Genomic DNA, 22,642 nt, shown 5'->3' on the forward strand with positions numbered 1-22,642 from the left:
AATTAAAACAAATCTTAAAGTTGTACTAAAAAATTAACAAGAGGTAGCAGGCTATTATTAGGAGTTACAAAAAATATTTTTAAGAACAAATCCCTAGCCCCGATAAAAGTGGAAATCCTTTATAGGAGTAAATCCTGAAAGGTTTACTGCTATAAAGATTGCAACGGATAGCGGGAAAAAGCTCCTAAAAAAAGGATTATTTCTTCTTTATATTGGGTAAAAAATAAGTAAAAACACCGATTAATGGCAGAAAAGAACTCAATTTATAAACGTATTCGATGCTGGTTTGATCTGCTACATAACCAAGAATCGCGGACCCTAAACCGCCCATACCAAAAGCAAAACCAAAAAATAATCCCGAAATCATTCCTACTTTTCCAGGCATTAATTCTTGTGCAAAAACTAAAATTGCTGAAAATGCCGAGGCAATAACGATTCCTATAATAACCGATAATGCTCCGGTCCAAAATAAATTAGCGTAAGGCAATAGCAGGGTAAATGGTGCTGCGCCAAGTATGGAAATCCAAATGATATATTTTCTTCCAAAACGGTCTCCTAAAGGTCCTCCTATTAATGTTCCTGCAGCTACAGAAGCCAGGAAAATAAACAAATGAAACTGGGATTCCTGTATGGTTAATCCAAATTTATGCATGAGGTAAAACGTGAAATAGCTGGACATACTGGCCATATAGAAAAACTTGGAAAATATTAACAGCAATAAAACTGCGATTGATAAATTGATTTTTCTTTTGGACAATGGAACAGCGAGATCTTCCGCAACTATTTTTTTTGCAGCTCGAAGACTCAAATGATTTTGGTACCAAAGTGCAATTCGAGACAAAATAATAATTCCCAAAATCCCTGCAATCACAAACCATATTATATTTGATTGTCCAAAAGGAGCTACAATTAATGCAACCAACAAAGGACCAATTGCGCTGCCTGAATTTCCTCCCAACTGGAAAATAGATTGTGCCAAGCCGCGCTTTCCTCCTGAACCCAAATAAGCAACACGAGAAGCCTCCGGATGAAATATGGAAGAACCAACTCCTACAAATCCAACAGAGACCAGCAACATCCAGAAAGAAGTTGAAATCGATAAAAATCCCAATCCAGTAATGGTAAATAACATCGCAATTATTAAAGAATAGGGTTTTGGATATTTATCTGTATAAAAACCTATAAAAGGCTGCAAAATAGAAGCTGTAAGTTGGAAAACGAATGTTATCAGTCCGATTTGAGTGAAACTCAGATTGAAATTTTCTTTTAATATTGGATACGTCGAAGGAATAACGGATTGCATCAAATCATTCAACAAATGGGCAAAAGCTATAGAAAAAAGTACAGAATAAACTGTTTTTTGGACTAAAGGAGTTTGGATAGTTTGTGAAGCTGTCGCTGAGGAAATATTCATATTCTAATTAAAATAATATTAACAATAAATCGTAAAAAAAAAGATTCATGAAATTAAATAAGTTGTACCACAAAATACCAAAATACCAACGTGACAAATGATAATGGTATTCCAAAACCAATCATCATGCTACTCAATCTGGGTTTTAAACCATGGGAAGACGCTAGGATACTTGCTGTTATCATGGGAGCCATTGCCGACTCCAAGATGGCGACTTGAATGGTTTTTGAATGCTGGTCCAAAATTACGACATACAATAAATATATCAGGGCCGGAGTCAATATTAATTTATACAAAAGTCCCAATCCTAAAAATTTCCAGTGTTGGCTTCGCTTATCAAACCGCAATTGCAATCCAACGGAAAGCATTGCCAAAGGTGTCATCAGACTACCTCCTTTTTGCAAGCCAAATTGAATATATTGATGGAAATCAAAATCGTAGATATTCATTAAGCAGGCCACCAAAAAAGTAATAAATGGAGGAAAGAAAGCAATTTTCTTTGCAATATGAAAACCGTTTGGACTTCCTGTAGAATATAAAGTAGCCACAAGAATCCCCAAAGTAGAGAGTACTACAAAAGAGCCTGGCTGATCCACTAAAATTGCAGTCTTCAAACCTTCTTCTCCATACAAAGCTTGAATAATGGGAAAACCCAGAAAAGAAGTGTTTCCTAAACCGGCGGTTATAATCAAACATCCAGTTAGTTTTTTAGACCATCCCAATCTATTCCCCAGAAAACTAAAAAATAAGTAGGAAACAATAAACCCAATCCATGCCACACTTATAGGAAATAACAATTCGCTGCTCCATTCGATTTTAGGTATGTAATATAAGGCTAAAGAAGGTAGACAGATGTAAATCACAATATTATTTATGACCTTATGACTATTGAAGGGTACCCATTTTACCTTTTGCAATACAATTCCAAGCAGTAAAAAAACGAAGATTATAATGAAGTTAAACATAGCATTGAATTGACCGCAAAAATACCAATAAAATTGTTTTAAGAAAGAAAGAAATTAATTTAAGTTTCAATAAAAAAATAATACAGAATTGCAAGTTGTTTTTATTTCTCAGTTGCTTTTTAAACTCGGTTTATAGTATTGCGAAAGTAATAATACCGCAGAAATAAGTAATTTTCATTACTTTTACTTTTCAAATACTACGTTTTGCCAAATAAAAAATCCCATCCGAGTGCTTTACACGAAAAAGCTGGAATTTCTCGACCGGAAATGATCAGTTCTGCCTCCGTGAAAAATATTCAGCAATTTAGAAAAGTACAGCCTTCATCAACAGAATTAGTTGAAGGAATTTTAGAAGCAAATATAACGGCCTTAAGTCGTGCCATTACTTTGGTGGAAAGCACTAATGTCAACCATTTGGCAAAAGCCAATGAAGTAATCAATGCCTGTTTGCCTCACGCCAATAAATCGGTCCGAATAGGAATTACCGGTGTTCCCGGCGTTGGAAAAAGTACGTTTATTGAAGCTTTCGGAAAACATTTAACTGGTTTAGGAAAAAAAGTCGCTGTTCTCGCTGTTGATCCCAGCAGTACGATTTCGCACGGAAGTATTCTGGGAGATAAAACCCGAATGGAGGAATTGGTAAAAGATAAAAATGCTTACATCCGACCTTCGGCTTCGGGGGAAACGTTGGGCGGTGTGGCACGAAAAACACGGGAAACTATTACGCTTTGTGAAGCTTGCGGTTTTGACACAATTATTATTGAAACTGTAGGGGTTGGTCAAAGTGAGACTGCCGTTCACAGTATGGTAGATTTCTTTTTACTTTTAAAAATTTCTGGTGCAGGCGATGAATTGCAAGGTATCAAGCGCGGGATTATGGAAATGGCCGATGCGATTGTCATCAACAAAGCCGATGGCGACAACATCAAAAAAGCCCAGTTTGCTAAAGTGGAATTCAATAGAGCTCTACATCTTTTTCCGGCCAAAAAATCCGGATGGACACCCACGACTTCTACCTGTAGCGCCATCACACTTGAGGGTATTCCAGAAGTTTGGGAAACAATTAAAAAATTTCTTGAACTTACAAAAGGTAACAATTCCTTATTTGAAAAACGAAAAGAACAAAATCAATATTGGATGCTGGAAACCATAAATGAGCAAATAAAACTTAATTTTTACACCCATCCTGAAATTCAAAAATTATTGGATTCAACTAAAAAAGCGGTGCACAATGATGAAATCTCACCATTTGCAGCCGCCAATTTGCTATTGAAAACGTATTTTAAAAAATAAAATTATTCTTTTTCGTAACGCTCCATTTCTCTGTCATAAAAATCATTCGCCAGGACGATTAAACCTTCCATTTCTACATTTAATTCCCCTTCATCAAGATCTTCTGCTTCTTCCATAAACTCTACCTCATCATCTTTTAGATTGATGATAAATCGAGGGTAGTCCAAATGAATGATAAAAATATCTTCCGGAAAATCAGTGTTGTCGCCTAGTAAAAATTTTGGTAATTCCATTTTTTAATGTTTAATCGGTTAATCGTTGTTTTTGTTTATTCGATTAAACAAATAACCGAATAAACTTTTTAAAAATCTATTTATCAGAAAGAATTACCGGTGCATTCCCTCTGCCATTCATAAAAATGATTTTAGTGTTAGGAGAAGCCGCCAATTCTTTTTGCGCTTTTATTTGTTCGTACTGTAATTGCTTATCAGACAAACCCGTTGAAATAATGCGTTGATAATCCGCAATACCTTGCGCTTCCACTCTTTTACGTTCGGCTTCCTGTTTTTCTTTTTGCAAAATGAAAGTCATTTTTTGAGCATCTTGTTCGGCATTAATTTTACTTTCGATCGATGCTTTTACCGATGTTGGAAGATTTATATTTCTAATTAGCAATTGTTCTAAAACTAATCCTCTTAACTTGAAATCAGCTTCGATAGTTTTGAAAATTCGCTGTTGAAATTCATTCCTTTTGGTAGAATATAAGGCTACTGCATCATAATAAACGGCGTTATCACGAATACGGGTTCTGGTTACGGGACGCACAATTTTATCTGAATAATTCACCCCAATTTGTTTGAAAATTTTTGGAGCAGATTCTGGCGAAACACGAAATAAAACCGTCAGGTCAATTACAACTTCCAGTCCGTCATTTGACAAAACACGAATAGCATCATCGCCTTCTTGAGCTCCTTCGCCATGAACGGCTGACATGGTGTAATTTTGAGTTTGAATATCAAATTCGGTTACATCCAAAAGCGGATTAATCAAATGCAATCCACTTTCCAGAACATCCGGTTGTACACTTCCGTAAAGAGACTTAACCCCTACTTTTCCTGCATCAATCTGTTTGAATGTGGAAGAAAAAATTCCTAAAACAATTAACAAAATTCCAAAAAACTTAAGAGTATTTGCGAATTTCGAAAATGGATTTACATTGCTTTTTAATGTAAAACTTACAATTAACAAAATTATTCCAAGAATAATAAATAGTATCATTTTTTGATTGGTTTGGTTTGTATGCTTATTATACGAGAAAAGAAATTAGAAGTTACATTGTAAGAACATTATTATTATTTATGATTTTCTAAAACTAATTTTCTCGTTAATCTTGCAAAACGAATATACAAGAACAAAGCTGCAGCAGACAATCCTGCCAAAAGCCCAATCCAAATTCCTACCGCTTGTAATGAAGTGTATTTTCCTAAATAATATGAAATGGGAAAACCAATCACCCAATACGCCACAAAAGTAATATACATTGGAATTTTCACGTCTTGTAGACCTCTTAAAGCTCCCAGAACCACTACCTGAATTCCATCTGAAATTTGAAAAACAGCGGCAACTAAAAGCAACTTGGAAGTTATTAGTATTATTTCTGTGTTATCAATAATTTGAGCAGAATCATTCATATTCAAAAATAAATGAGGCAGAAAATTATGAAATACTACAAAAATTACCGCAAAAAAAGTTTCTAGAATAATGGCCAATAAAAAGATAGATCGGGCTACAACAATTAGAGCTTTATAATCGTTCATTCCTTTAGTGTGACTCACTCTAATCATAGCGGTTACGCTCAAACCCATAGCAACCATGAAAGTTGATGATGCCAGAATAAGTGCAATTTGATTGGCTGCCTGATTATTTTTACCTAATGAGCCGGAAAGCCAAATGGCAGCTGTAAACAGGGTTACTTCAAATAACATTTGCATCGCTGAAGGCAAACCCAAATTGATGATTTTTTTTAGAATTGATTTTCGGATTTCTTTAAAACTAAAGTTTTTGAAATAGCTTTTGAATGCTTTATTATGTCTCATCAGTAAATCCATGAAAACTACCATCATAATCCTGGAAATGACAGTTCCTAATGCGGCTCCAAGAATTCCTAGTTTTGGGAAAATCCAAATTCCATAAATCAACATATAATTAAAAAATATGTGGACCACATTAGCCATAAATATGGCATACATAGAATATTTAGTTTCCGCTAAACCATCGGCAAATTGTTTGTATCCTTGGTAAATAATAACGGGAATCAAAGAAAATGCCACCCAATCAATATAAGGAGCAGCCATGTCAGCCACTTCTTTCGGCTGGTGCATCAGGTACATTAGTTGTTTAGACAATACGGTCAAAATAAATAAAACAACTCCTAAAACGGAACATAACAACAAACCATGATGAAAAGTGGTGCGAATTTTTTTTTCGTTTTGTTCCGCATTAGCCTCAGAAACCAATGGGGTAATAGCGGTAGAAAATCCTATCCCTAGAGATAAAGCTATAAAAATGAAACTGTTACCCAAGGAAACCGCAGCTAGCTCAGTCGAACCTAGTTTTCCTACCATAAAATTATCTACGATACCTATTAATGTATGTCCCAGCATTCCTAAAATTACAGGATAAGCTAATTTGATATTATAAGAAAACTCTTTAGTATATTGAGATAAATTCACTTTTTGTTTTTTTTGTTGGTAAAGATAAATAGAAGGTTTCAATTTTATCAATACTATTAGCAATATATAGTACTAATTGAAGTCATTATTTATACAAAACAAGGAATTCTATAACAAAACCCGCTAATTATATAACATTGCATACTTACTCTACTACTACATTTGCAGAGTCGTTTTGTAACGATTAAGAAACAAAATGACAAAACCAATTATTAAACAAAATATTACAATTATGAAAATTTCAGGAAAAATCAAAACAGTATTAGTATTAGCAATCTCAGCAATGTTCGCAAGCAATGTTGAAGCTCAAGAAACAAAAGAAGTTACAAATTACGATCAAGGATTTCGTTTAGGTGTAGGTGCAAATGCAGGATATTCAGTTAATGATCCTTACAAATTATCACTTGGTGCAGATGTAAGAGGACAATATGATTTATCAAAAAGATACTCATTGACGTTGACTACAGGTTACACTAATTTATTTGTAAGCAAAGCTGATGGGTTTCCTGGCCAAACAGAAGGAAAAGATTTAGGTATCATCCCAGCTAAAGCAGGTTTTAAAGCTTTCGTATGGAATGACCAATTTTACGTTATGGGAGAAGCTGGTGCAGCATTTGCAGTAAGTAATGTAGACAATACCAGAGACCAAACTTCTTTATTGTTATCTCCAAGTATAGGTTACGCTACTAAATACATAGATATTTCTTTGAACTATACACAGTACAATCATTTTGATCGTTTGAACAACAACGGTTCACTTGGTAGAGGAGTTGGACAAGTAGGTGTTCGTTTAGCTTATGGTTTTGAACTATAAAACTGCTTTAAATTAGTTAAAAAAATGCGCTGAAATTCAGCGCATTTTTTTTGTTTTTGTATTTTAAATATCTTAAGCTTAAAATAAATTCGTATTAAAACATATCACCATACTACTTTTCCTTCTTCAAGATTTCTTTATACATTTCGATATTCTCCTTAATTTTTTCATCCATTTCAGGTTCCTTAATATCCATATGTTTTTGCATTTCTTCCCAAATAATTTTGGTAACAATATATCTGGCCATTTCCTTATCATCAGCTGGAATTACATACCACGGTGCGTTTTCTGTAGATGTATTATTTATGGCCTCTTGGTAATAATACATATAATCGCCCCAATGTTCTCTTTCTTTCAAATCACCTATAGAGAATTTCCAGTTGTGTTTTTGCTCCTCTAATCGGCGTAACAATCTCTGTCTTTGCTCCTCTTTGCTCATGTGCAAATAGAATTTCAGCATAATAGTTCCATTTTGGGTAATGTGCTTCTCAAAATTATTGATTTGCTCCATTCTATTTTCCCAAAACTGCGGCGTAATATCCTCGACCGTTTCAATACCTGGTAAATTTTCATTCATAATGTATTCAGGATGCACTCTGGTGACCAAAACATTTTCATAATGTGACCTGTTAAAAACCGTAAACTTTCCTTTTTCAGGTAAAACCAAATAATGTCTCCACAAATAATCGTGTTCTAACTCACTTGAATTGGGTGTTTTAAAACTATGCACCACAACACCACGGGAATTAAATTCCTTGAAAACTTCCCGAATCATACTATCCTTACCCGAAGTGTCCATACCTTGCAGACAAACCAAAACGCCATAGCGATTGTGCGCATACATCACATCTTGTATTTCACTCAATTTTACTTGCACTTTCTCCAGTTTCTCCTCTATATCATCATCATCGGCTTTGCTGAACAAGTTCGTAGGAGTGTTGGACAAATCAATTTTGCCAATCACTTTAAAATCGTCGGGATTTATTGACTTCATAAGAAATATTTTATCTTTACAACTCAAATATAAGAAATTATAAGGAGCATTTTCCTGCTGTACACTTGTATCTTTTCCTTTCTAAAAAAAAAAGGAAAAGGATACCGCTTCCATCAGGGCTAGGCACTCGTTTTCAAAACAAATACAATGGAAAAATTTACCCTCGAATTACTATTTCAAATCATCGGAATTGGTTCTGCCTCAGGACTCATTTACAAAGACAATTCGCTACTGATTATTGGTGACAACAGCGGTTACCTTTACGAATACCATATGGATTCCCAGGGTTTTATACGCCATCCGTTACTAGAAAACCCCACCGAAAACACGCTAAAAAAAGACAAAGCTGATTTTGAAGCCATAACCCATTTCGGTGATAGTTTGTATGTTTTTGGCTCCGGTTCCACCGAAAAAAGAAACAAAATGATACAAGTCAATTCCAGCGATAAAAAGGTGATTGCGACAAATGACATCGCCGATTTATATGCCGTCATGCAAAATTTTGGAGGTATAAAACCCGAAGATTTCAATATTGAAGGCGCTATTTACAATGGCGAAAGCTGGTTTTTATTGAATCGTGGTAACGGAAGTTCCAATAAAAATGTCCTTTTCACAATCGAAGGAAAAAACCTGAACAATGATTTTACTATACTTTCTAACGACTACAAACTCCCTAAAATAAAAGGAGTACGCAGCAGTTTTACCGATGGAATTTTAGTCGATGACAGCATTTATTTTTTGGCCACAGCCGAAGATACCGAATCAACTTATGATGATGGCGAAGTTTTAGGAAGTCTTATTGGGAGAATCAACCTGAAAACCATGAAAATCGATTTCACTCAAAAAATTAGCAGTACGCATAAATTCGAAGGATTGACTTTATACACCAATTCAAAAGAAAAAATCGAGTTCCTGCTTTGTGAAGACAAAGACATCGAAGTTCTGGAAACAGCTATTTACAAATTGACTTTGGACAAAAAATGATGTTCATTTCAGTCAAAATAACAGAACGTTAAATTTAGATTAAATAGAAAATCAAAATAGATTTCAAATATAAAACGTACTAATTTTACATTAAACTTAGCCTTTTATTGGCCTAAAATAATATACAAAATGACAGATTTAAAAAATAAAAACGCCCTAATCACCGGCGCAGGAAAAGGAATCGGAAAAGCAATTGCTTTGGCATTGGCCAAAGAAGGCGTAAATGTAATTTTGGTTGCCAGAACACAGGACGAAATAGACAGTGTATCGGCAAAAGTACGTTCATTAAGAGTAAAAGCACTGGCGATAACCGCTGATGTTGCTGATATCAATTCTGTAAATGCTGCAGTTGCCAAAGCTTTGGCTGAATTTGGAACTATTGATATCTTAATCAACAATGCCGGAATTGCTGCTTTTGGAAAATTCTTAGAATTAGAACCAACGGATTGGGAACGTATCATTCAGGTAAACTTAATGGGAACCTATTATGTGACTCGTGCTGTATTGCCAAATATGATTGAAAGACAAACCGGTGACATCATCAACATTTCTTCAACAGCCGGATTAAGCGGAAATGCTTTAACCAGTGCCTACAGTGCTTCAAAATTTGCAGTTTTAGGATTGACTGAATCGTTGATGCAGGAAGTTCGCAAGCATAATATTCGTGTGACGGCATTAACGCCAAGTACTGTTGCTACTGATATGGCCAAAGAATTAAATTTGACCGACGGCAATCCGGAAAAAGTAATGCAAGCCGAAGACATGGCCGAATTAATCATCGTGCAGCTTAAATTAAACAGACGCGTATTCATCAAAAACAGTAGTATTTGGTCTACCAATCCGTAAACCTTTTTAACATAAAAGTCATGTAAGCAAAAGATCAAAAAAAACCATTAAGAGATTAATTTTCATTAAGTTTTGCGCTTAATCTTCTTCATTTCTTAATGGTTTAAATGACTTATATGGTTGAGCCTTATATTTGTGAAAATAGGCGTAATTCGTGTTAGTTTTAAAAACTTAAATGCCTTATGCGGTTCGAAAAATCAATTAATACCCTTTCAAAGGAATTTCGATTTGATATTTTTTACCCGTAACGTTAATTAATTTAGTTTCTCGGAGCCAAGGATTGTGTATTTTCAAAATCTTATAATTAATCCCCTGCCCTTTTGCAAATTTTGCCAAATCGGTAATCGAACTGTCAATTTCGATTTTCTTGGTCGGCAAAATTTCATACATATCACCAGGAAGTATATTAAATTCATATTTTGCCGGATTTTTCATGATCTCTTTCAACGCTAAAATCCTAAAAACATAGCGAGAAGTCTCTTCGGTAAGCAGCAAATCATAATAGTTAGATACTTTTTGAATATCAATTTGCTTGTTCACGCCCGTCATTCCTCCGTTATAAGAAGCTGCAGCCAATGTCCAACTTCCAAACTTTGCTTTGGCACTCAAAAAATAACGACAAGCCGCTTCCGTTGATTTCTCAAGATGATAGCGCTCATCCACATTATCATTGACTTCCATTCCGCGCTCTTTTGCCGTATCAGGCATGAATTGCCAAACACCCCTCGCTCCTGCCGGAGAAACTGCATTCACCAAACCGCTTTCTATAACTGCCAGATATTTAAAATCATCCGGAATGCCATTCTTTTTCAAAATAGGTTCAATGATAGGAAAAGCACGATTCGCTCTTTTTATATTCAAAATAGTTGACGCATGTGAATTGATATTTATCAGTAACTCTCTGTCTAAACGTTCTTTGACATCTGCTATTTTCAAAGGCGTTTCTTCTCCTGCAAAATCAAGTTTTACGGGTAAATAATAACCAACACCTTCTTTGACAATTTCATTTTTTGAATCATAGGTGGTTGCAAAAACAAACAGTCCACTTACAAAAATAACGGTAGTAATTATTCCAACTTTTTTTATCAATTCCATATTTTCCTTTTTTATTTTATGCACAGTCACAATAATCAATCCGAATTCTACTTTGAATCTAAAATAATAGCTGGTAAATTTTCATTCAACCACTTGTATTTATTCAAAATCATGACATGAGTTCCCCCTTTTACAACGGTGCAATTCTTAATATATTTCATCGGAAAAACATCATCCATATCTCCATGAATATGAATCACATCTTCATCAACCACCGTTCTGTCCCATAAAACCACCTGTTCTACTGCCCAATTCAAATAGCCAATATCCCGAACCGAAAGAAACTTTTCATAGAGTTTCAATCTTTGATTCACTTTTTCTCCAAAAGAGAATTTAGCCAGACTTTCGATATTTGCAATCAGACTCATAGGAATCAGTTTATAGGCTTTGGTCGTTTTGGCAATTTTCAATCTTCTGGGAAATTCTAAATTGCTTTTCACACTCGAAATGATAATTACTTTTCTGGCTTTAATGCATTTCGCCATTTCCTGAACTAAAATACCTCCAAACGAAACTCCTATCAAAACTGGATTCGGATGTTTAATTTTATCCGCAATTCTTTTGGCATAATCCGCCAAAGATTCTTTGTCAAGAGGAATTTCCCATTCCAAGAGATGAATTTCAAAGGTAGCTGACGGAAGAACAATTCGCTCAAAAATAGCAGTACTTGCTGCTAGCCCAGGCATTAGATAAACAGGTATTTTATTCATAATTCCTATTAACGATTTTATAATAACGTCCGAATTTATTATCTCTAATTTTTTATAAAATTAAAATTTTAATTGAAATCAAGCTGATTTACGACTTTATATTATCAATAATTTATGACTACAAAACCATTTTGAATCGAATTCAAAGATATAGCTGATTTCAGTTGTCTTAAGACCCCAACTATGTATATTTACTGACAAATAAGGAGTTACAACAAGATACGCACCGAAATCATTTGATATAGAATATCAAATCATTACCTTTGTAAATAATATTTCGGTAGAAGACAATAATTACAAAAATGCACTTTGGTCCTAACAGAAAACATTTTTTTCTTAGTATTTTTTCGAAATTAACTCCAATACTACTTACAAGATACGCATTCCTAAAAACGGAATTTATCTTTCTTGATTGAAGGCAAGAGATGCCATGGGAATTATTGATTTTGATGCATTTCAAATCAAAATCAACACCAAATCAAAAATACTTTTGGTAGAAATACCAATAAATCAAAATTAATATATGGAAGCGAATATGACGATGGAGATTAAAGACAATACTTTTGCAAGACAATTTGAAACTACAGCAGACGAAGGATTAGTTTCAGTAGAATATTCCTTTCAGGAGAAAAAAATATTTTTAACAAAAATAAATACACCTGAATCATTCGATGACGAGGAATTCATTTCTAATTTCCTTAAAAACATCATGGAAATTGCGATAGAACGAAAATTTAAAGTCGTTCCCATTCTTCCTAAAATAGTGGTTTTTTTCAAAAAAAATCCTGTTTACAAAGAGTTACTTCCTCCGGGAATTAGACTTTAACAAAAAGCGGCTGTATTTTAGAATACAGCCGCTTTTTTATAATTGAACTTCTAAAAATTTATTTTAACGAAAAAAAAATACTGTTATTCATAAATAGTTGTATTTCTCCTTACTTTTAAAAGTAAAAATAAATTTTAATATAATTTTACGTAAATTTGGTAAAGAAATCTTTAAATAATTATAAAGAAATTTCTTTTTACTATACATCAAAAAGACAACTGAAAATTGTACTATTTAAAACAAAAAAAGCCAAATTAATTATTCTTTTTCAGATTATTTTTTGTGTTTAAAATCAATGATCTAATTCAAACTAAATGGTAGAAAAGCAACTGTTACATACCGAAATACTTGATGATTCCGAACTTTGGAACAGCCTGAAAGAAGGAAATGAAAATGCTTTTTCAACACTTTTTAAAAGACATTATTCTCATTTAGTACGTTATGGAAATTCATTTCTTCCTTTTCCTGAAAAAGTGCAAGATTGCGTTCAGGACGTTTTTACAGATCTATGGATTTACAGAAACAAATTGAGTGATAAAGTGGTTGTAAAAGCCTATTTATTAGCCTGTGTTCGAAAGAGAATTACCAGATCACAAGAACGGGATCGTATTTTTCGGCTGAGCAGTTCAATAGATATGGTTGAATTTTTATTTGATTTTTCAATTGAGCATGACCTTATCTCTGATGAAACGATAGCTTCTAAAGTATCACATCTCAATCATCTGATTAATGATTTGCCTTCTCGACAAAAAGAAGCTTTATATCTTCGATATACCCAAGAACTTACCGTAGACCAGATCGCCGATACACTGGATATTAATTATCAATCAGCAAACAATCTTTTGCACCGCGCTTTGTTAAGCTTACGCAAAGATTGGAAAGGTAATATCTTCCTTATTTTAATGTTGTTTTCATTTACGTTGTAGCCTTCCAAAAATAAATCCAAAAAAAATATCATTTAGTGAGTATCAATTAAAAAAATTGTCCTCTATATAATTGTAACCCTTTTTTTGATGCAACACCGTAATAATTATACCGAGATAGAACACTTTTTAGCTGATGAATCATTCCGATTATGGGTGTGTTTTAAAGACGACCAACAAGAATGGGAAGAATGGACTGTAGAAAATTCCAGTCGTGCTAAATTAGTTGAAGAAACCAGATTATGGCTTTTAGCGATGAAAGTTCCTAGTGATGATTTAGCTACGGACGAAGTTCAACATGCTTTGGAAGCTACTTGGGGAAAAATTGAAAGAACAGAAGAAAATAAAAAGGAGAAACCAGTTCTTAAACTTTTGAGAAAAAGATGGTTTAACGGAGTTGCTGCGGTTTTGATTATAAGTCTTTTATCTGGCTGGTTGTACAATCAAAGTAACACTTCTCAAAACTCGGCACTAACTTATAGTGAACTTATCAATGAAAATGAAGAAGGCTTGGTTGAACAAACTAACAATTCAGACAAACCACAAATCATAACATTATCCGATGGAAGTTCTGTTTTACTGCAACCCAGCAGTAAATTAAGTTATCCTAAAATATTTGTGGGTAATGAAAGAAAAGTGTACCTCTCAGGTGAAGGCTTTTTCGAAATCAGTAAAGATCCTAAAAAACCGTTTTTTGTCTTTGCGAATGAAATTGTTACTAAAGTAGTAGGAACCAGTTTTAAAATAAAAGCATACGCTAATCAGCCAAATGTAGAAGTGGTGGTTCGGACTGGAAAAGTAAAAGTAAGATCTAATGAATTAATCGCAAATCCAAAAGACCAACTGATTGTTTTATTACCGAATCAAGCTTTGCGATTCGTTCGAAAAAACTTAAGCTTTAATAAGATTACTGATATTACACAGGATGAATCATTGAGTCGTTCCGCGAGCAATATAGAGCAATTGGGATTTGAATTTACAGATATTCCTGTGTCACAAATTTTCAAAACTATTGAGCAGGCGTATTTAGTGAAAATTGATTTTCCTCAAACAAAATTAAAAAATTGCTACCTCACTACTTCTTTAAGCGATCAGCCTTTACCGGAAAAATTAAAAATTATTTGCAAAAGCCTTGGTAACAATACGAGTTATGAAATGAATGGAAACCAAATTATAATTATATCTGATGGATGTAACTAACAGTAACTCGCCTATGAATTAAAATATACAATAAAAAAGCGCCGAAAATGCTGTAACATTCTCGACGCCTTGAATAAAATCAATTCGCTCTCTGTAAAGAGTAATTGCAGTGTTCTACCAATACCCTAACTAACGAATATTAATAAAAACAGACCAAAACTATGAAAAAAACCGTCCTTAAACAACGACTACTAATTCGAATTATGAAAATAACCTTATTTCAATTTGTTTTAGCCCTTGTCTTTTCAAGTGTAACAATAGCGAACAATATCAGAGGTCAAAAAAAACTGGACACAAAGGTAACTATTACCGTGACCGATTTGAACTTAGATACTGCTTTGTCAAAACTTGAAAAATTGGCACATGTGAAATTTTCGTATAATTCGAGAATGTCACAATTGAACCAAAAAGTGAGTGTTTATGCTAATAATGAAGCATTATCAAGTGTACTGACTCGCATTTTAAAACCATTAAAAATTAATTATACTGAAGTTAGCAATCAAATTATTTTACAAAAGGAAGAAATTGCTAAAACAGGAATTGATGGAGAATTTTTCTCAACTTTAAATCAAAACGCAGTGGCTGAAATCATTAAAGGCCGAGTTGTAGATGAAAAAGGACAGTCTTTACCTGGCGTAACGATTCTTGTAAAAGGAACTAAAAAAGGAACAACAACAGATATCGATGGAAGTTATACCATCAATGCTGAAATTGGAGACGTTTTGCAATTTTCTTATGTGGGATTAGAAACGAAATCCGTAACTGTAACCGGAACAACATTAAATGTTACTTTAACAGAAAGTGGAGAAACGCTACAAGATGTTGTCGTGATCGGTTCGCGTAATCCAACCAGAACAGTAACAGAATCTGCAGTGCCTATTGATGTGATTTCTATGAAAGAGATCACTTCACAAGGTGCTCAAACGAATTTGAATCAGATTTTAAATATGGTTGCGCCATCATTTACATCAAATACAACCACTGTAGCTGATGGAACAGATCACATTGACCCTGCACAATTAAGAGGTTTAGGACCAGACCAAGTTTTAGTTTTATTAAATGGAAAACGACGTCATACGTCCTCTTTAGTAAACATCAATGGATCACCTGGTAGAGGAGCTGTAGGTACCGACTTGAATTCCATTCCCGCTTTTGCTATCGAAAAAATTGAGGTATTAAGAGATGGAGCTTCAGCTCAATATGGCTCAGATGCTATTGCTGGTGTAATCAACATCAACATGAAAAAAGACACTAAAAAATTAGAAGTAAACCTTTTTGGAGGAAGTCATTTTTCTAAAAATGCTAACGACCATACCGGTGGAAATGATGGAAACAACATTCAAATTGACTTGAACTACGGAACAAATTTAGGAAAGGAAAAAAGTTTCATTAATGTTACGGCAAGTGCTCAGTTGAGAGGTCAAACAAGTCGTGCTAAAGAAGTTACAGGAAATTTATTTAACCGATACAATGCTGTTGAAGAAAGAGCTAGAATAGCAGGTATTAACATTAATAGTTTGTATGCGAATACGTTAAACACTACCCCAGGTTTTTATAACGGTTTGCTGAACACAATTAATACGTATGCGCAACAAGTAAGTTATTTTGATGCAACAACAAAAACTGCAATCCAAAATGCAGCTACATCAGGGAATTTACCGGGAATGAGAACTTTATTAGGAATTGACGCCACAACTGACGAACTAGCCTTTAGAGGTTTAGTACGAAATGATTTTAATATGAGAGTTGGTCAATCAGCACTGCAAAGCTCACAATTCTTTGTTAATGCTGCTTATCCAATAAATGACAAGCTAGAGCTATACGCTTTTGGTGGTAGTAGCTATAGAACTGGTGAAGCTGCTGGATTTTACAGAAGACCAAATCAATCTAGATCGTATACCGGTTTGTATCCAAATGGTTTTTTACCTGAAATCCATTCGACAATTAACGACATTTCAGCAGCAGCAGGGTTGAGAGGTACTATTTTTGGTAATTGGAATTTTGACTTAAGTAATACTTTTGGTAGAAACAGTTTTGATTATGGCGTTGAAAATACCGTCAATTCTTCCATGAGAGAAAACTCTCCAACTACTTTTGATGCAGGTGGATTAGCCTTTAGCCAAAACACAACTAATTTTGACATGAATCAAAAATTTGGTGATTTGAACGTTGCTTTTGGAGCTGAATACCGCAATGAAAACTATAGTATTAGTGCAGGACAACCAGAATCATATAATTTATATGATATAAACGGTAATGTAGCTTTACCAGGAGTAACCCCTGCTAATCAGATCGTAACTGATTTCTTTGGATCTATTAGAGGAAATGGCTCCCAAGTATTTCCAGGTTTCAGGCCAGCAAATGCTGTTGACAAAGGTCGTAACAGTACCGCTATTTATGGAGATCTTGAATATGATGTTACAGAAAAATGGTTATTGAACGGAGCCGTTCGTTTTGAAAAATATTCTGATTTTGGAAACACTACTAATTTTAAAGTTGCCAGTCGTTATAAACTAACAGACAACATTAATTTGCGTGGTGCCGTTTCCACAGGTTTTCGCGCTCCTTCTTTACATCAAATCAATTTTAACGCTACAGCGACTCAATTTGTTGGTGGTGTACCATTTGAAGTAAGTACATTTAGTAATGATTCCCGGGCAGCAAAAGCCCTTGGAATTCCGCAATTGAAACAAGAAGAATCTAAAAGTGCCAGTATTGGTTTTACCGCTAAAATTCCAGAAGGAAACATTACTTTGACTGCCGATGCTTATATTGTAAGAATAGATGACAGAGTAACTTTGACGGATCAATTTTCTCGTCCATCGGGAACGTTTGCTGAAGGAACACCACAGAGAGAGCTTCAATTACAATTTGATCTAGCTGGAGCAAATGCGGCTACCTTTTTTGCCAATGCTATTAGTACAGAGTCTAAAGGAATTGATATCATTATAACACATAAGCTAAATTTAGGAGCAATAGTAATAAAATCTGATTTAGCTACTACTTTTTCTCAAACAAGACAAGTGGGTGCGATTAAAGGCTCACCTACTTTAGTTGCTAATGGTCAAATAAACCGCTATTTTTCTGAAATGAGCAGAGTCTATTTAGAAGAAGCCATTCCAAGAGTTAAAGGAAATTTAACGAACTCATTTACTTATAAAAAATTCGATTTCTTTTTGAGAAACGTTTATTTTGGTAAAGTGACAGACCCAAATACTGTTGATGTCAATGGTGACGGATCCGTTGGAGCTATAGTGGTAAATGGAAGAGCAGTAGAAAACGAGCATCCTATTTGGGCAGCAAAAATCATTACTGATTTATCTGTAGGCTTCAAAATAACTGAGGCAGCGAAAATTGTTATTGGTGCCAATAATATTTTGGATATTTATCCCGATATGAATTTAGGTCCAATTTCAGCAAAAAGACCTACAAACATTGCAAATCCTAATTTAACTGGTTTGGATTCAAATGGTAATATTGCCTATAATCCAGCTACTACAATCGATTTATCTAATGCAAATCAATTTGCATATTCAAGGAACACCTCTCAATTTGGTCAAAACGGAAGATTTATTTTCGCTAGGTTAAGCTTGAGTTTCTAAGAATTATTATTTTTAAAATGAAACCATCCTGTCACATCGGGATGGTTTTTTTTTGGCTTAAACTTTGGAAAAAAAAGAATCCAAACGTTGTACCTTTGCAACTCTAAATCTTTGCCCCTTAATACAAATGAATTTTCAAGTAGTATCCGATTACCAGCCGAAAGGCGACCAACCTCAAGCGATTGAAAAATTGACTCAATGCATTATTGACGGTGAAAAATTCCAAACTTTATTAGGAGTTACCGGATCCGGAAAAACATTTACGGTGGCCAATGTGATCCAAGAAGTACAAAGACCAACATTAGTTTTGGCACATAACAAAACTTTGGCAGCACAATTATACTCGGAATTCAAGCAATTCTTCCCGAATAATGCTGTGGAATATTTCGTTTCCTATTACGATTATTACCAGCCCGAAGCTTTCATGCCCGTAACTGGTGTTTTCATTGAAAAAGATTTATCCATCAATGAAGAACTGGAGAAAATGCGAATGTCAACCACTGCTTCGTTACTTTCCGGACGTAGAGATATTTTAGTAGTGGCATCGGTTTCGTGTTTGTATGGTATAGGAAATCCTGTAGAATTTCAGAAAAACTTAATTCCAATTGAAAAAGGACAAATCATCTCCCGAACCAAATTATTGCATCAACTGGTACAAAGTTTATATTCCAGAACGGAAGCCGATTTTAATCCCGGAAGTTTCAGAATAAAAGGCGACACTGTAGATGTGTATCCTAGTTATGCAGATGAAGCGTACCGAGTTCATTTCTTTGGTGATGAAATCGAGGAAATTGAAAGTTTCGACACAAAGAATTCTCAGGTTCTTGAAAAATTTGAAAAACTGACGATTTATCCGGCCAATATGTTTGTGACCTCTCCAGATGTTTTGCAGGGTGCAATCTGGGAAATCCAACAAGATTTGGTTAAGCAAGTCGATTATTTCAAGGAAATTGGAAAACATCTAGAAGCAAAACGATTAGAGGAACGAACCAATTTTGATTTGGAGATGATTCGCGAACTGGGTTATTGCTCCGGAATTGAAAATTATTCCCGTTACCTTGACGGTCGTTTACCAGGAACAAGACCTTTTTGTTTACTGGATTATTTCCCAAAAGATTACTTAATGGTGGTAGACGAAAGTCACGTCACACTTTCCCAAGTTAGCGCCATGTATGGCGGAGACAGAAGTCGAAAAGAAAATTTAGTGGAATATGGTTTCCGACTTCCTGCTGCGATGGACAATCGTCCGTTGAAGTTTGAAGAGTTCGAGGCCATGCAAAATCAAGTCATATACGTATCCGCTACACCAGCTGATTATGAATTACAAAAAACCGAAGGTGTTGTTGTAGAACAAGTCATTCGTCCGACAGGTTTATTAGATCCCATAATTGAAATCCGACCAAGCTTAAACCAAATAGATGATTTAATTGAAGAAATTCAGGTTCGAGCCGAAATTGACGAACGTGTTTTAGTAACCACATTAACCAAAAGAATGGCCGAAGAACTAGCAAAATATTTAACTAAAGTCAATATTCGTTGCCGTTACATTCACTCTGAAGTAGATACTTTAGAACGAATAGAAATTATGCAAGATTTACGAAAAGGAATTTTTGATGTGTTGATTGGTGTAAATTTACTTCGTGAAGGCCTGGATTTGCCTGAGGTTTCTTTGGTAGCAATTTTAGATGCGGATAAAGAAGGATTTTTAAGAAGTCATCGTTCGCTTACACAAACCATTGGCCGCGCTGCTAGAAATTTGAATGGAAAAGCAATTATGTATGCTGATAAAATTACGGCAAGCATGCAAAAAACCATTGACGAAACCAATTATCGCAGAAGCAAACAAATTAATTACAATACTGAAAATAACTTAGTGCCTCAAGCTTTAAATAAAAAAATTGAAAGTGCCTTTACCAAAAATCCTTTGGTAGACTATGAGTTAGGCTACACTTTGAACAGCGCAGCGGAAGCTATTACAGAATATTTATCAAAACCTGATATTGAGAAACGCATTCGTGAAAAACGAAAAAACATGGAAAAAGCTGCTAAAGAATTAGACTTTATGCAGGCCGCAAAATTACGCGATGAAATAAAAGCGTTGCAAGGACAATTAACTTAATTCCTCTGTTCCTGAAAAACATTCAATAAGACTTCGGCATTAATAATTGCATTTGGTGCTTCCTTCATTAACTTAAGAATTCGTTTAGTTGCCTGTGGATTGAGTCCCATGTCAATTGCTATTTGTTGTATAGCGACAGCTTCTTTTTTATGTAAAACACCATCACTGTGCATTAATAAAGCCAATCTGTAAAATTGTTGAATCCGTTGAAACTCCGTTCTGATTGGTAATTTTGGTAGTTCTTGGTGAAACAAATCATTGAATCCTCCTTTTTCTATATTTAATTCATTGGCAACAATAAACAAAAATTCATATTCCCTCTTATGTAATTGTCCATCAACAGTAGAAAACGCAATCATCTCTAAAAGTAAACTTCTTTTTTCCTCGTAAGTATCCATCAAATTATTTTTTGCTAAAATATCTCTTTTAAATTAAAATACAAAAAATTGGTCACTAATTAGACATCTTTTATAGATTTTGATATTGTTTTTGAACAACTATAGAAAATACAAAAAGAGAGAGAGAAAATCAATTTTGATTCTCTCTCTCTTTTCTATTTAAATTTAATAGGAATTAATCATCGTACTCATCGTTATCGCAATGTCCATGATTATCTATTTCTTCATATCTTCTTTGTGCTTCGTATCTTTGTTGCGCTTCATATCTTCTTTGCGCTTCATACCTTCTTTGCGCTTCGTATCTTCTCCTATCATAATCTCTCCGGTTCTCATATCGTCCAGAATTACCGTAGACTCTATCATTATCGTGATATTCTTTGTAAACTCTTTGAGGGGCATACCCTCTCTCATAATGACCTGATACTACTACTGTAGGAAGTCCAACATTTAAACCAAACGATACCTGTGCATTTATTGCGCTTGTGGCAAAAAAGGCTATACCTAATAATGCGAGTAACTTTATTTTTTTCATCTTTTCAAAATATTAATTAGTAACTACGATTGCGAAATCCAACAACTGTGCCAGTAAATAATTTCAATATTGGCACGAATTAACCGAATATAAGAAAAATCGAAATAAAAAAAACTATCACTCAGATTATCAAATATTTAAACTAAATAAAAAAAATACAATAAAATGAAACTTTAACAAATAAACAAAATTCGAGCACTGGAACCGTAGTAATTTGGGAAGTACTTCTGCTATCATTCGAAGCAATAAATAACAATATTGTCGAAATAAAAATAGAGATCAATCACTGAATGAATTTGATTTCTAGAACAAGACCTTTATTTTAATAAAAGATCCTCAATTATAATTTTATTCAAAATCAAATTAAAAAAATAATTACTATTTTTAGCTAAAAAATTTCTTCTAAATTAAATTACAAATTATAACTTAATGATTAGACGACTTCCCCTTTTTCTTGTACTACTTTTTGCATTTACAAATACAATAGCTCAAAAAAGTACCGCGTCAAAACAAGTTTCAAGTTTTACTGTTGAAGCTCCTCAATTGCATTCAAACAAAAAAATATGGGTGTATTTACCTGAAAATTATTTAACATCAAAAAAGAAATTCTCGGTAATCTATATGCACGATGCCCAAAATTTATTTGATGCAAAAACATCCTATAGCGGAGAATGGAATATCGATGAAAAACTGGACAGTCTCCATGCACAAGTTATTGTAGTGGGAATAGAACATGGAAATGAGAAACGTTTAGAAGAATTAACGCCTTATAAAAACGAGAAATATGGCGGAGGAAAAGCAGATGATTATTTAGAATTCATCGTAAAAACACTAAAACCACAAATTGACAAAACCTACAGAACTAAACCCCAAAAGAAAAATACTTTAATTATGGGAAGCTCTTTGGGAGGATTGACTTCCTATTATGCGACTTTAAAATACCCGGAAGTGTTTGGTAAAGCAGCTGTGTTCTCCCCCGCTTTTTGGATTAACCGTAAAGAAATTTTCGAATTAGAAGAAAAAACAAAAAAACAAAAAACGAAATATTATTTTCTTTGCGGGGATAAAGAAGGAGATGATAATTCTATGGTTACCGACCTTAATAAGATGGAGCTTCTAATTAATACCAAAAGATGCTATTGTCTCAATTTGAACGAAAAGAAAATAGTAAAAGGAGGACAACACAATGAAAAATTATGGCGCGATGGTTTTGCAAAAGCCATTCTTTGGCTTGGCTATTAAATTCTGCACACAT

Annotated in this window: 20 protein-coding genes; 10 read left to right on the forward strand and 10 right to left on the reverse strand. The window is 34.2% G+C overall.

The genetic code is table 11. The features are described 5' to 3' along the window. Nucleotides 1-196: 196 nt before the first annotated feature. Both ACFX5E_RS13715 and ACFX5E_RS13720 read right to left on the reverse strand, forming a co-directional pair. Complete coding sequence (locus ACFX5E_RS13715) at nucleotides 197-1,414, reverse strand: MFS transporter (protein ID WP_379855729.1); 1,218 nt, start codon at nucleotides 1,412-1,414, stop codon at nucleotides 197-199. A 53-nt stretch (nucleotides 1,415-1,467) separates the two neighbouring features. Then, entirely contained in the window at nucleotides 1,468-2,379 is a 912-nt protein-coding gene (locus ACFX5E_RS13720; RefSeq protein ID WP_379855730.1) for an AEC family transporter, read from the reverse strand. Nucleotides 2,380-2,583: 204 nt separating this feature from the next. On the opposite strand from ACFX5E_RS13720, the gene meaB reads away from it, so the two are divergent. Then, the gene (meaB, locus tag ACFX5E_RS13725) at nucleotides 2,584-3,672 is read left to right on the forward strand and encodes a methylmalonyl Co-A mutase-associated GTPase MeaB (RefSeq protein WP_379855731.1); all 1,089 of its coding nucleotides are present in this window, start codon (nucleotides 2,584-2,586) and stop codon (nucleotides 3,670-3,672) included. A 2-nt stretch (nucleotides 3,673-3,674) separates the two neighbouring features. Here the strand turns inward: meaB and ACFX5E_RS13730 are convergent, their stop codons facing one another. From ACFX5E_RS13730 to ACFX5E_RS13740, 3 genes are all read right to left on the reverse strand, one after another. Beyond that, on the reverse strand, nucleotides 3,675-3,905 hold the full coding sequence (locus tag ACFX5E_RS13730; RefSeq protein ID WP_379855732.1) for a hypothetical protein: 231 nt from the start codon (nucleotides 3,903-3,905) through the stop codon (nucleotides 3,675-3,677). 76 nt (nucleotides 3,906-3,981) lie between these two features. After that, nucleotides 3,982-4,890: a prohibitin family protein gene (locus tag ACFX5E_RS13735; RefSeq protein WP_379855733.1), complete on the reverse strand. Its 909-nt coding sequence runs from the start codon at nucleotides 4,888-4,890 to the stop codon at nucleotides 3,982-3,984. A gap of 74 nt (nucleotides 4,891-4,964) precedes the next feature. Further along, nucleotides 4,965-6,344 (reverse strand): MATE family efflux transporter, encoded by a 1,380-nt coding sequence (locus tag ACFX5E_RS13740; protein ID WP_379855734.1) that lies wholly within the window; start codon nucleotides 6,342-6,344, stop codon nucleotides 4,965-4,967. Between the two features lie 232 nt (nucleotides 6,345-6,576). On the opposite strand from ACFX5E_RS13740, the gene ACFX5E_RS13745 reads away from it, so the two are divergent. Beyond that, nucleotides 6,577-7,158, forward strand: a complete 582-nt coding sequence (locus ACFX5E_RS13745; RefSeq protein ID WP_379855735.1) for a hypothetical protein — start codon at nucleotides 6,577-6,579, stop codon at nucleotides 7,156-7,158. Between the two features lie 112 nt (nucleotides 7,159-7,270). Here ACFX5E_RS13745 and ACFX5E_RS13750 read toward each other — a convergent pair whose 3' ends face one another. Continuing rightward, nucleotides 7,271-8,152, reverse strand: coding sequence for a PPK2 family polyphosphate kinase (locus ACFX5E_RS13750; protein WP_379855736.1), 882 nt, complete (start codon nucleotides 8,150-8,152; stop codon nucleotides 7,271-7,273). Nucleotides 8,153-8,299: 147 nt separating this feature from the next. Between ACFX5E_RS13750 and ACFX5E_RS13755 the strand changes: the two genes are divergently transcribed. Beyond that, nucleotides 8,300-9,136: a DUF6929 family protein gene (locus ACFX5E_RS13755; RefSeq protein ID WP_379855737.1), complete on the forward strand. Its 837-nt coding sequence runs from the start codon at nucleotides 8,300-8,302 to the stop codon at nucleotides 9,134-9,136. Between the two features lie 129 nt (nucleotides 9,137-9,265). Continuing rightward, a complete protein-coding gene (locus ACFX5E_RS13760) occupies nucleotides 9,266-9,982 on the forward strand; it encodes a 3-ketoacyl-ACP reductase (RefSeq protein WP_379855738.1) in 717 nt (238 codons plus the stop codon). A 201-nt stretch (nucleotides 9,983-10,183) separates the two neighbouring features. Here the strand turns inward: ACFX5E_RS13760 and ACFX5E_RS13765 are convergent, their stop codons facing one another. After that, nucleotides 10,184-11,077, reverse strand: a complete 894-nt coding sequence (locus ACFX5E_RS13765) for a lytic transglycosylase domain-containing protein (RefSeq protein WP_379855739.1) — start codon at nucleotides 11,075-11,077, stop codon at nucleotides 10,184-10,186. A 47-nt stretch (nucleotides 11,078-11,124) separates the two neighbouring features. Further along, the gene (locus ACFX5E_RS13770; protein ID WP_379855740.1) at nucleotides 11,125-11,787 is read right to left on the reverse strand and encodes an alpha/beta hydrolase; all 663 of its coding nucleotides are present in this window, start codon (nucleotides 11,785-11,787) and stop codon (nucleotides 11,125-11,127) included. 541 nt (nucleotides 11,788-12,328) lie between these two features. Between ACFX5E_RS13770 and ACFX5E_RS13775 the strand changes: the two genes are divergently transcribed. The 5 genes from ACFX5E_RS13775 (at nucleotide 12,329) to uvrB (ending at nucleotide 20,457) form a co-directional block, all read left to right on the forward strand. Next, nucleotides 12,329-12,613, forward strand: coding sequence for a GNAT family N-acetyltransferase (locus ACFX5E_RS13775; protein WP_379855756.1), 285 nt, complete (start codon nucleotides 12,329-12,331; stop codon nucleotides 12,611-12,613). 314 nt (nucleotides 12,614-12,927) lie between these two features. After that, nucleotides 12,928-13,539 carry an RNA polymerase sigma factor gene (locus tag ACFX5E_RS13780; RefSeq protein WP_379855741.1) on the forward strand — a complete coding sequence of 204 codons (612 nt, stop codon included), beginning with the start codon at nucleotides 12,928-12,930 and terminating at the stop codon, nucleotides 13,537-13,539. Between the two features lie 87 nt (nucleotides 13,540-13,626). Next, on the forward strand, nucleotides 13,627-14,736 hold the full coding sequence (locus ACFX5E_RS13785; protein WP_379855742.1) for a FecR family protein: 1,110 nt from the start codon (nucleotides 13,627-13,629) through the stop codon (nucleotides 14,734-14,736). 203 nt (nucleotides 14,737-14,939) lie between these two features. Further along, entirely contained in the window at nucleotides 14,940-18,338 is a 3,399-nt protein-coding gene (locus ACFX5E_RS13790) for a TonB-dependent receptor domain-containing protein (protein WP_379855743.1), read from the forward strand. A gap of 127 nt (nucleotides 18,339-18,465) precedes the next feature. Next, nucleotides 18,466-20,457: an excinuclease ABC subunit UvrB gene (gene uvrB, locus ACFX5E_RS13795; RefSeq protein ID WP_379855744.1), complete on the forward strand. Its 1,992-nt coding sequence runs from the start codon at nucleotides 18,466-18,468 to the stop codon at nucleotides 20,455-20,457. On the opposite strand, the gene ACFX5E_RS13800 is transcribed toward uvrB, so the two are convergent. Continuing rightward, complete coding sequence (locus ACFX5E_RS13800) at nucleotides 20,454-20,855, reverse strand: excinuclease ABC subunit B (RefSeq protein WP_379855745.1); 402 nt, start codon at nucleotides 20,853-20,855, stop codon at nucleotides 20,454-20,456. The two genes, uvrB and ACFX5E_RS13800, sit on opposite strands and share 4 nt — an antisense overlap. 175 nt (nucleotides 20,856-21,030) lie before the next feature. Continuing rightward, nucleotides 21,031-21,387: a hypothetical protein gene (locus ACFX5E_RS13805; RefSeq protein WP_379855746.1), complete on the reverse strand. Its 357-nt coding sequence runs from the start codon at nucleotides 21,385-21,387 to the stop codon at nucleotides 21,031-21,033. 429 nt (nucleotides 21,388-21,816) lie between these two features. Between ACFX5E_RS13805 and ACFX5E_RS13810 the strand changes: the two genes are divergently transcribed. Continuing rightward, nucleotides 21,817-22,629, forward strand: a complete 813-nt coding sequence (locus ACFX5E_RS13810) for an alpha/beta hydrolase (protein ID WP_379855747.1) — start codon at nucleotides 21,817-21,819, stop codon at nucleotides 22,627-22,629. Nucleotides 22,630-22,642: the final 13 nt, after the last annotated feature.

This window comes from Flavobacterium xylosi, assembly GCF_042787345.1.
GTDB lineage: Bacteria > Bacteroidota > Bacteroidia > Flavobacteriales > Flavobacteriaceae > Flavobacterium > Flavobacterium xylosi.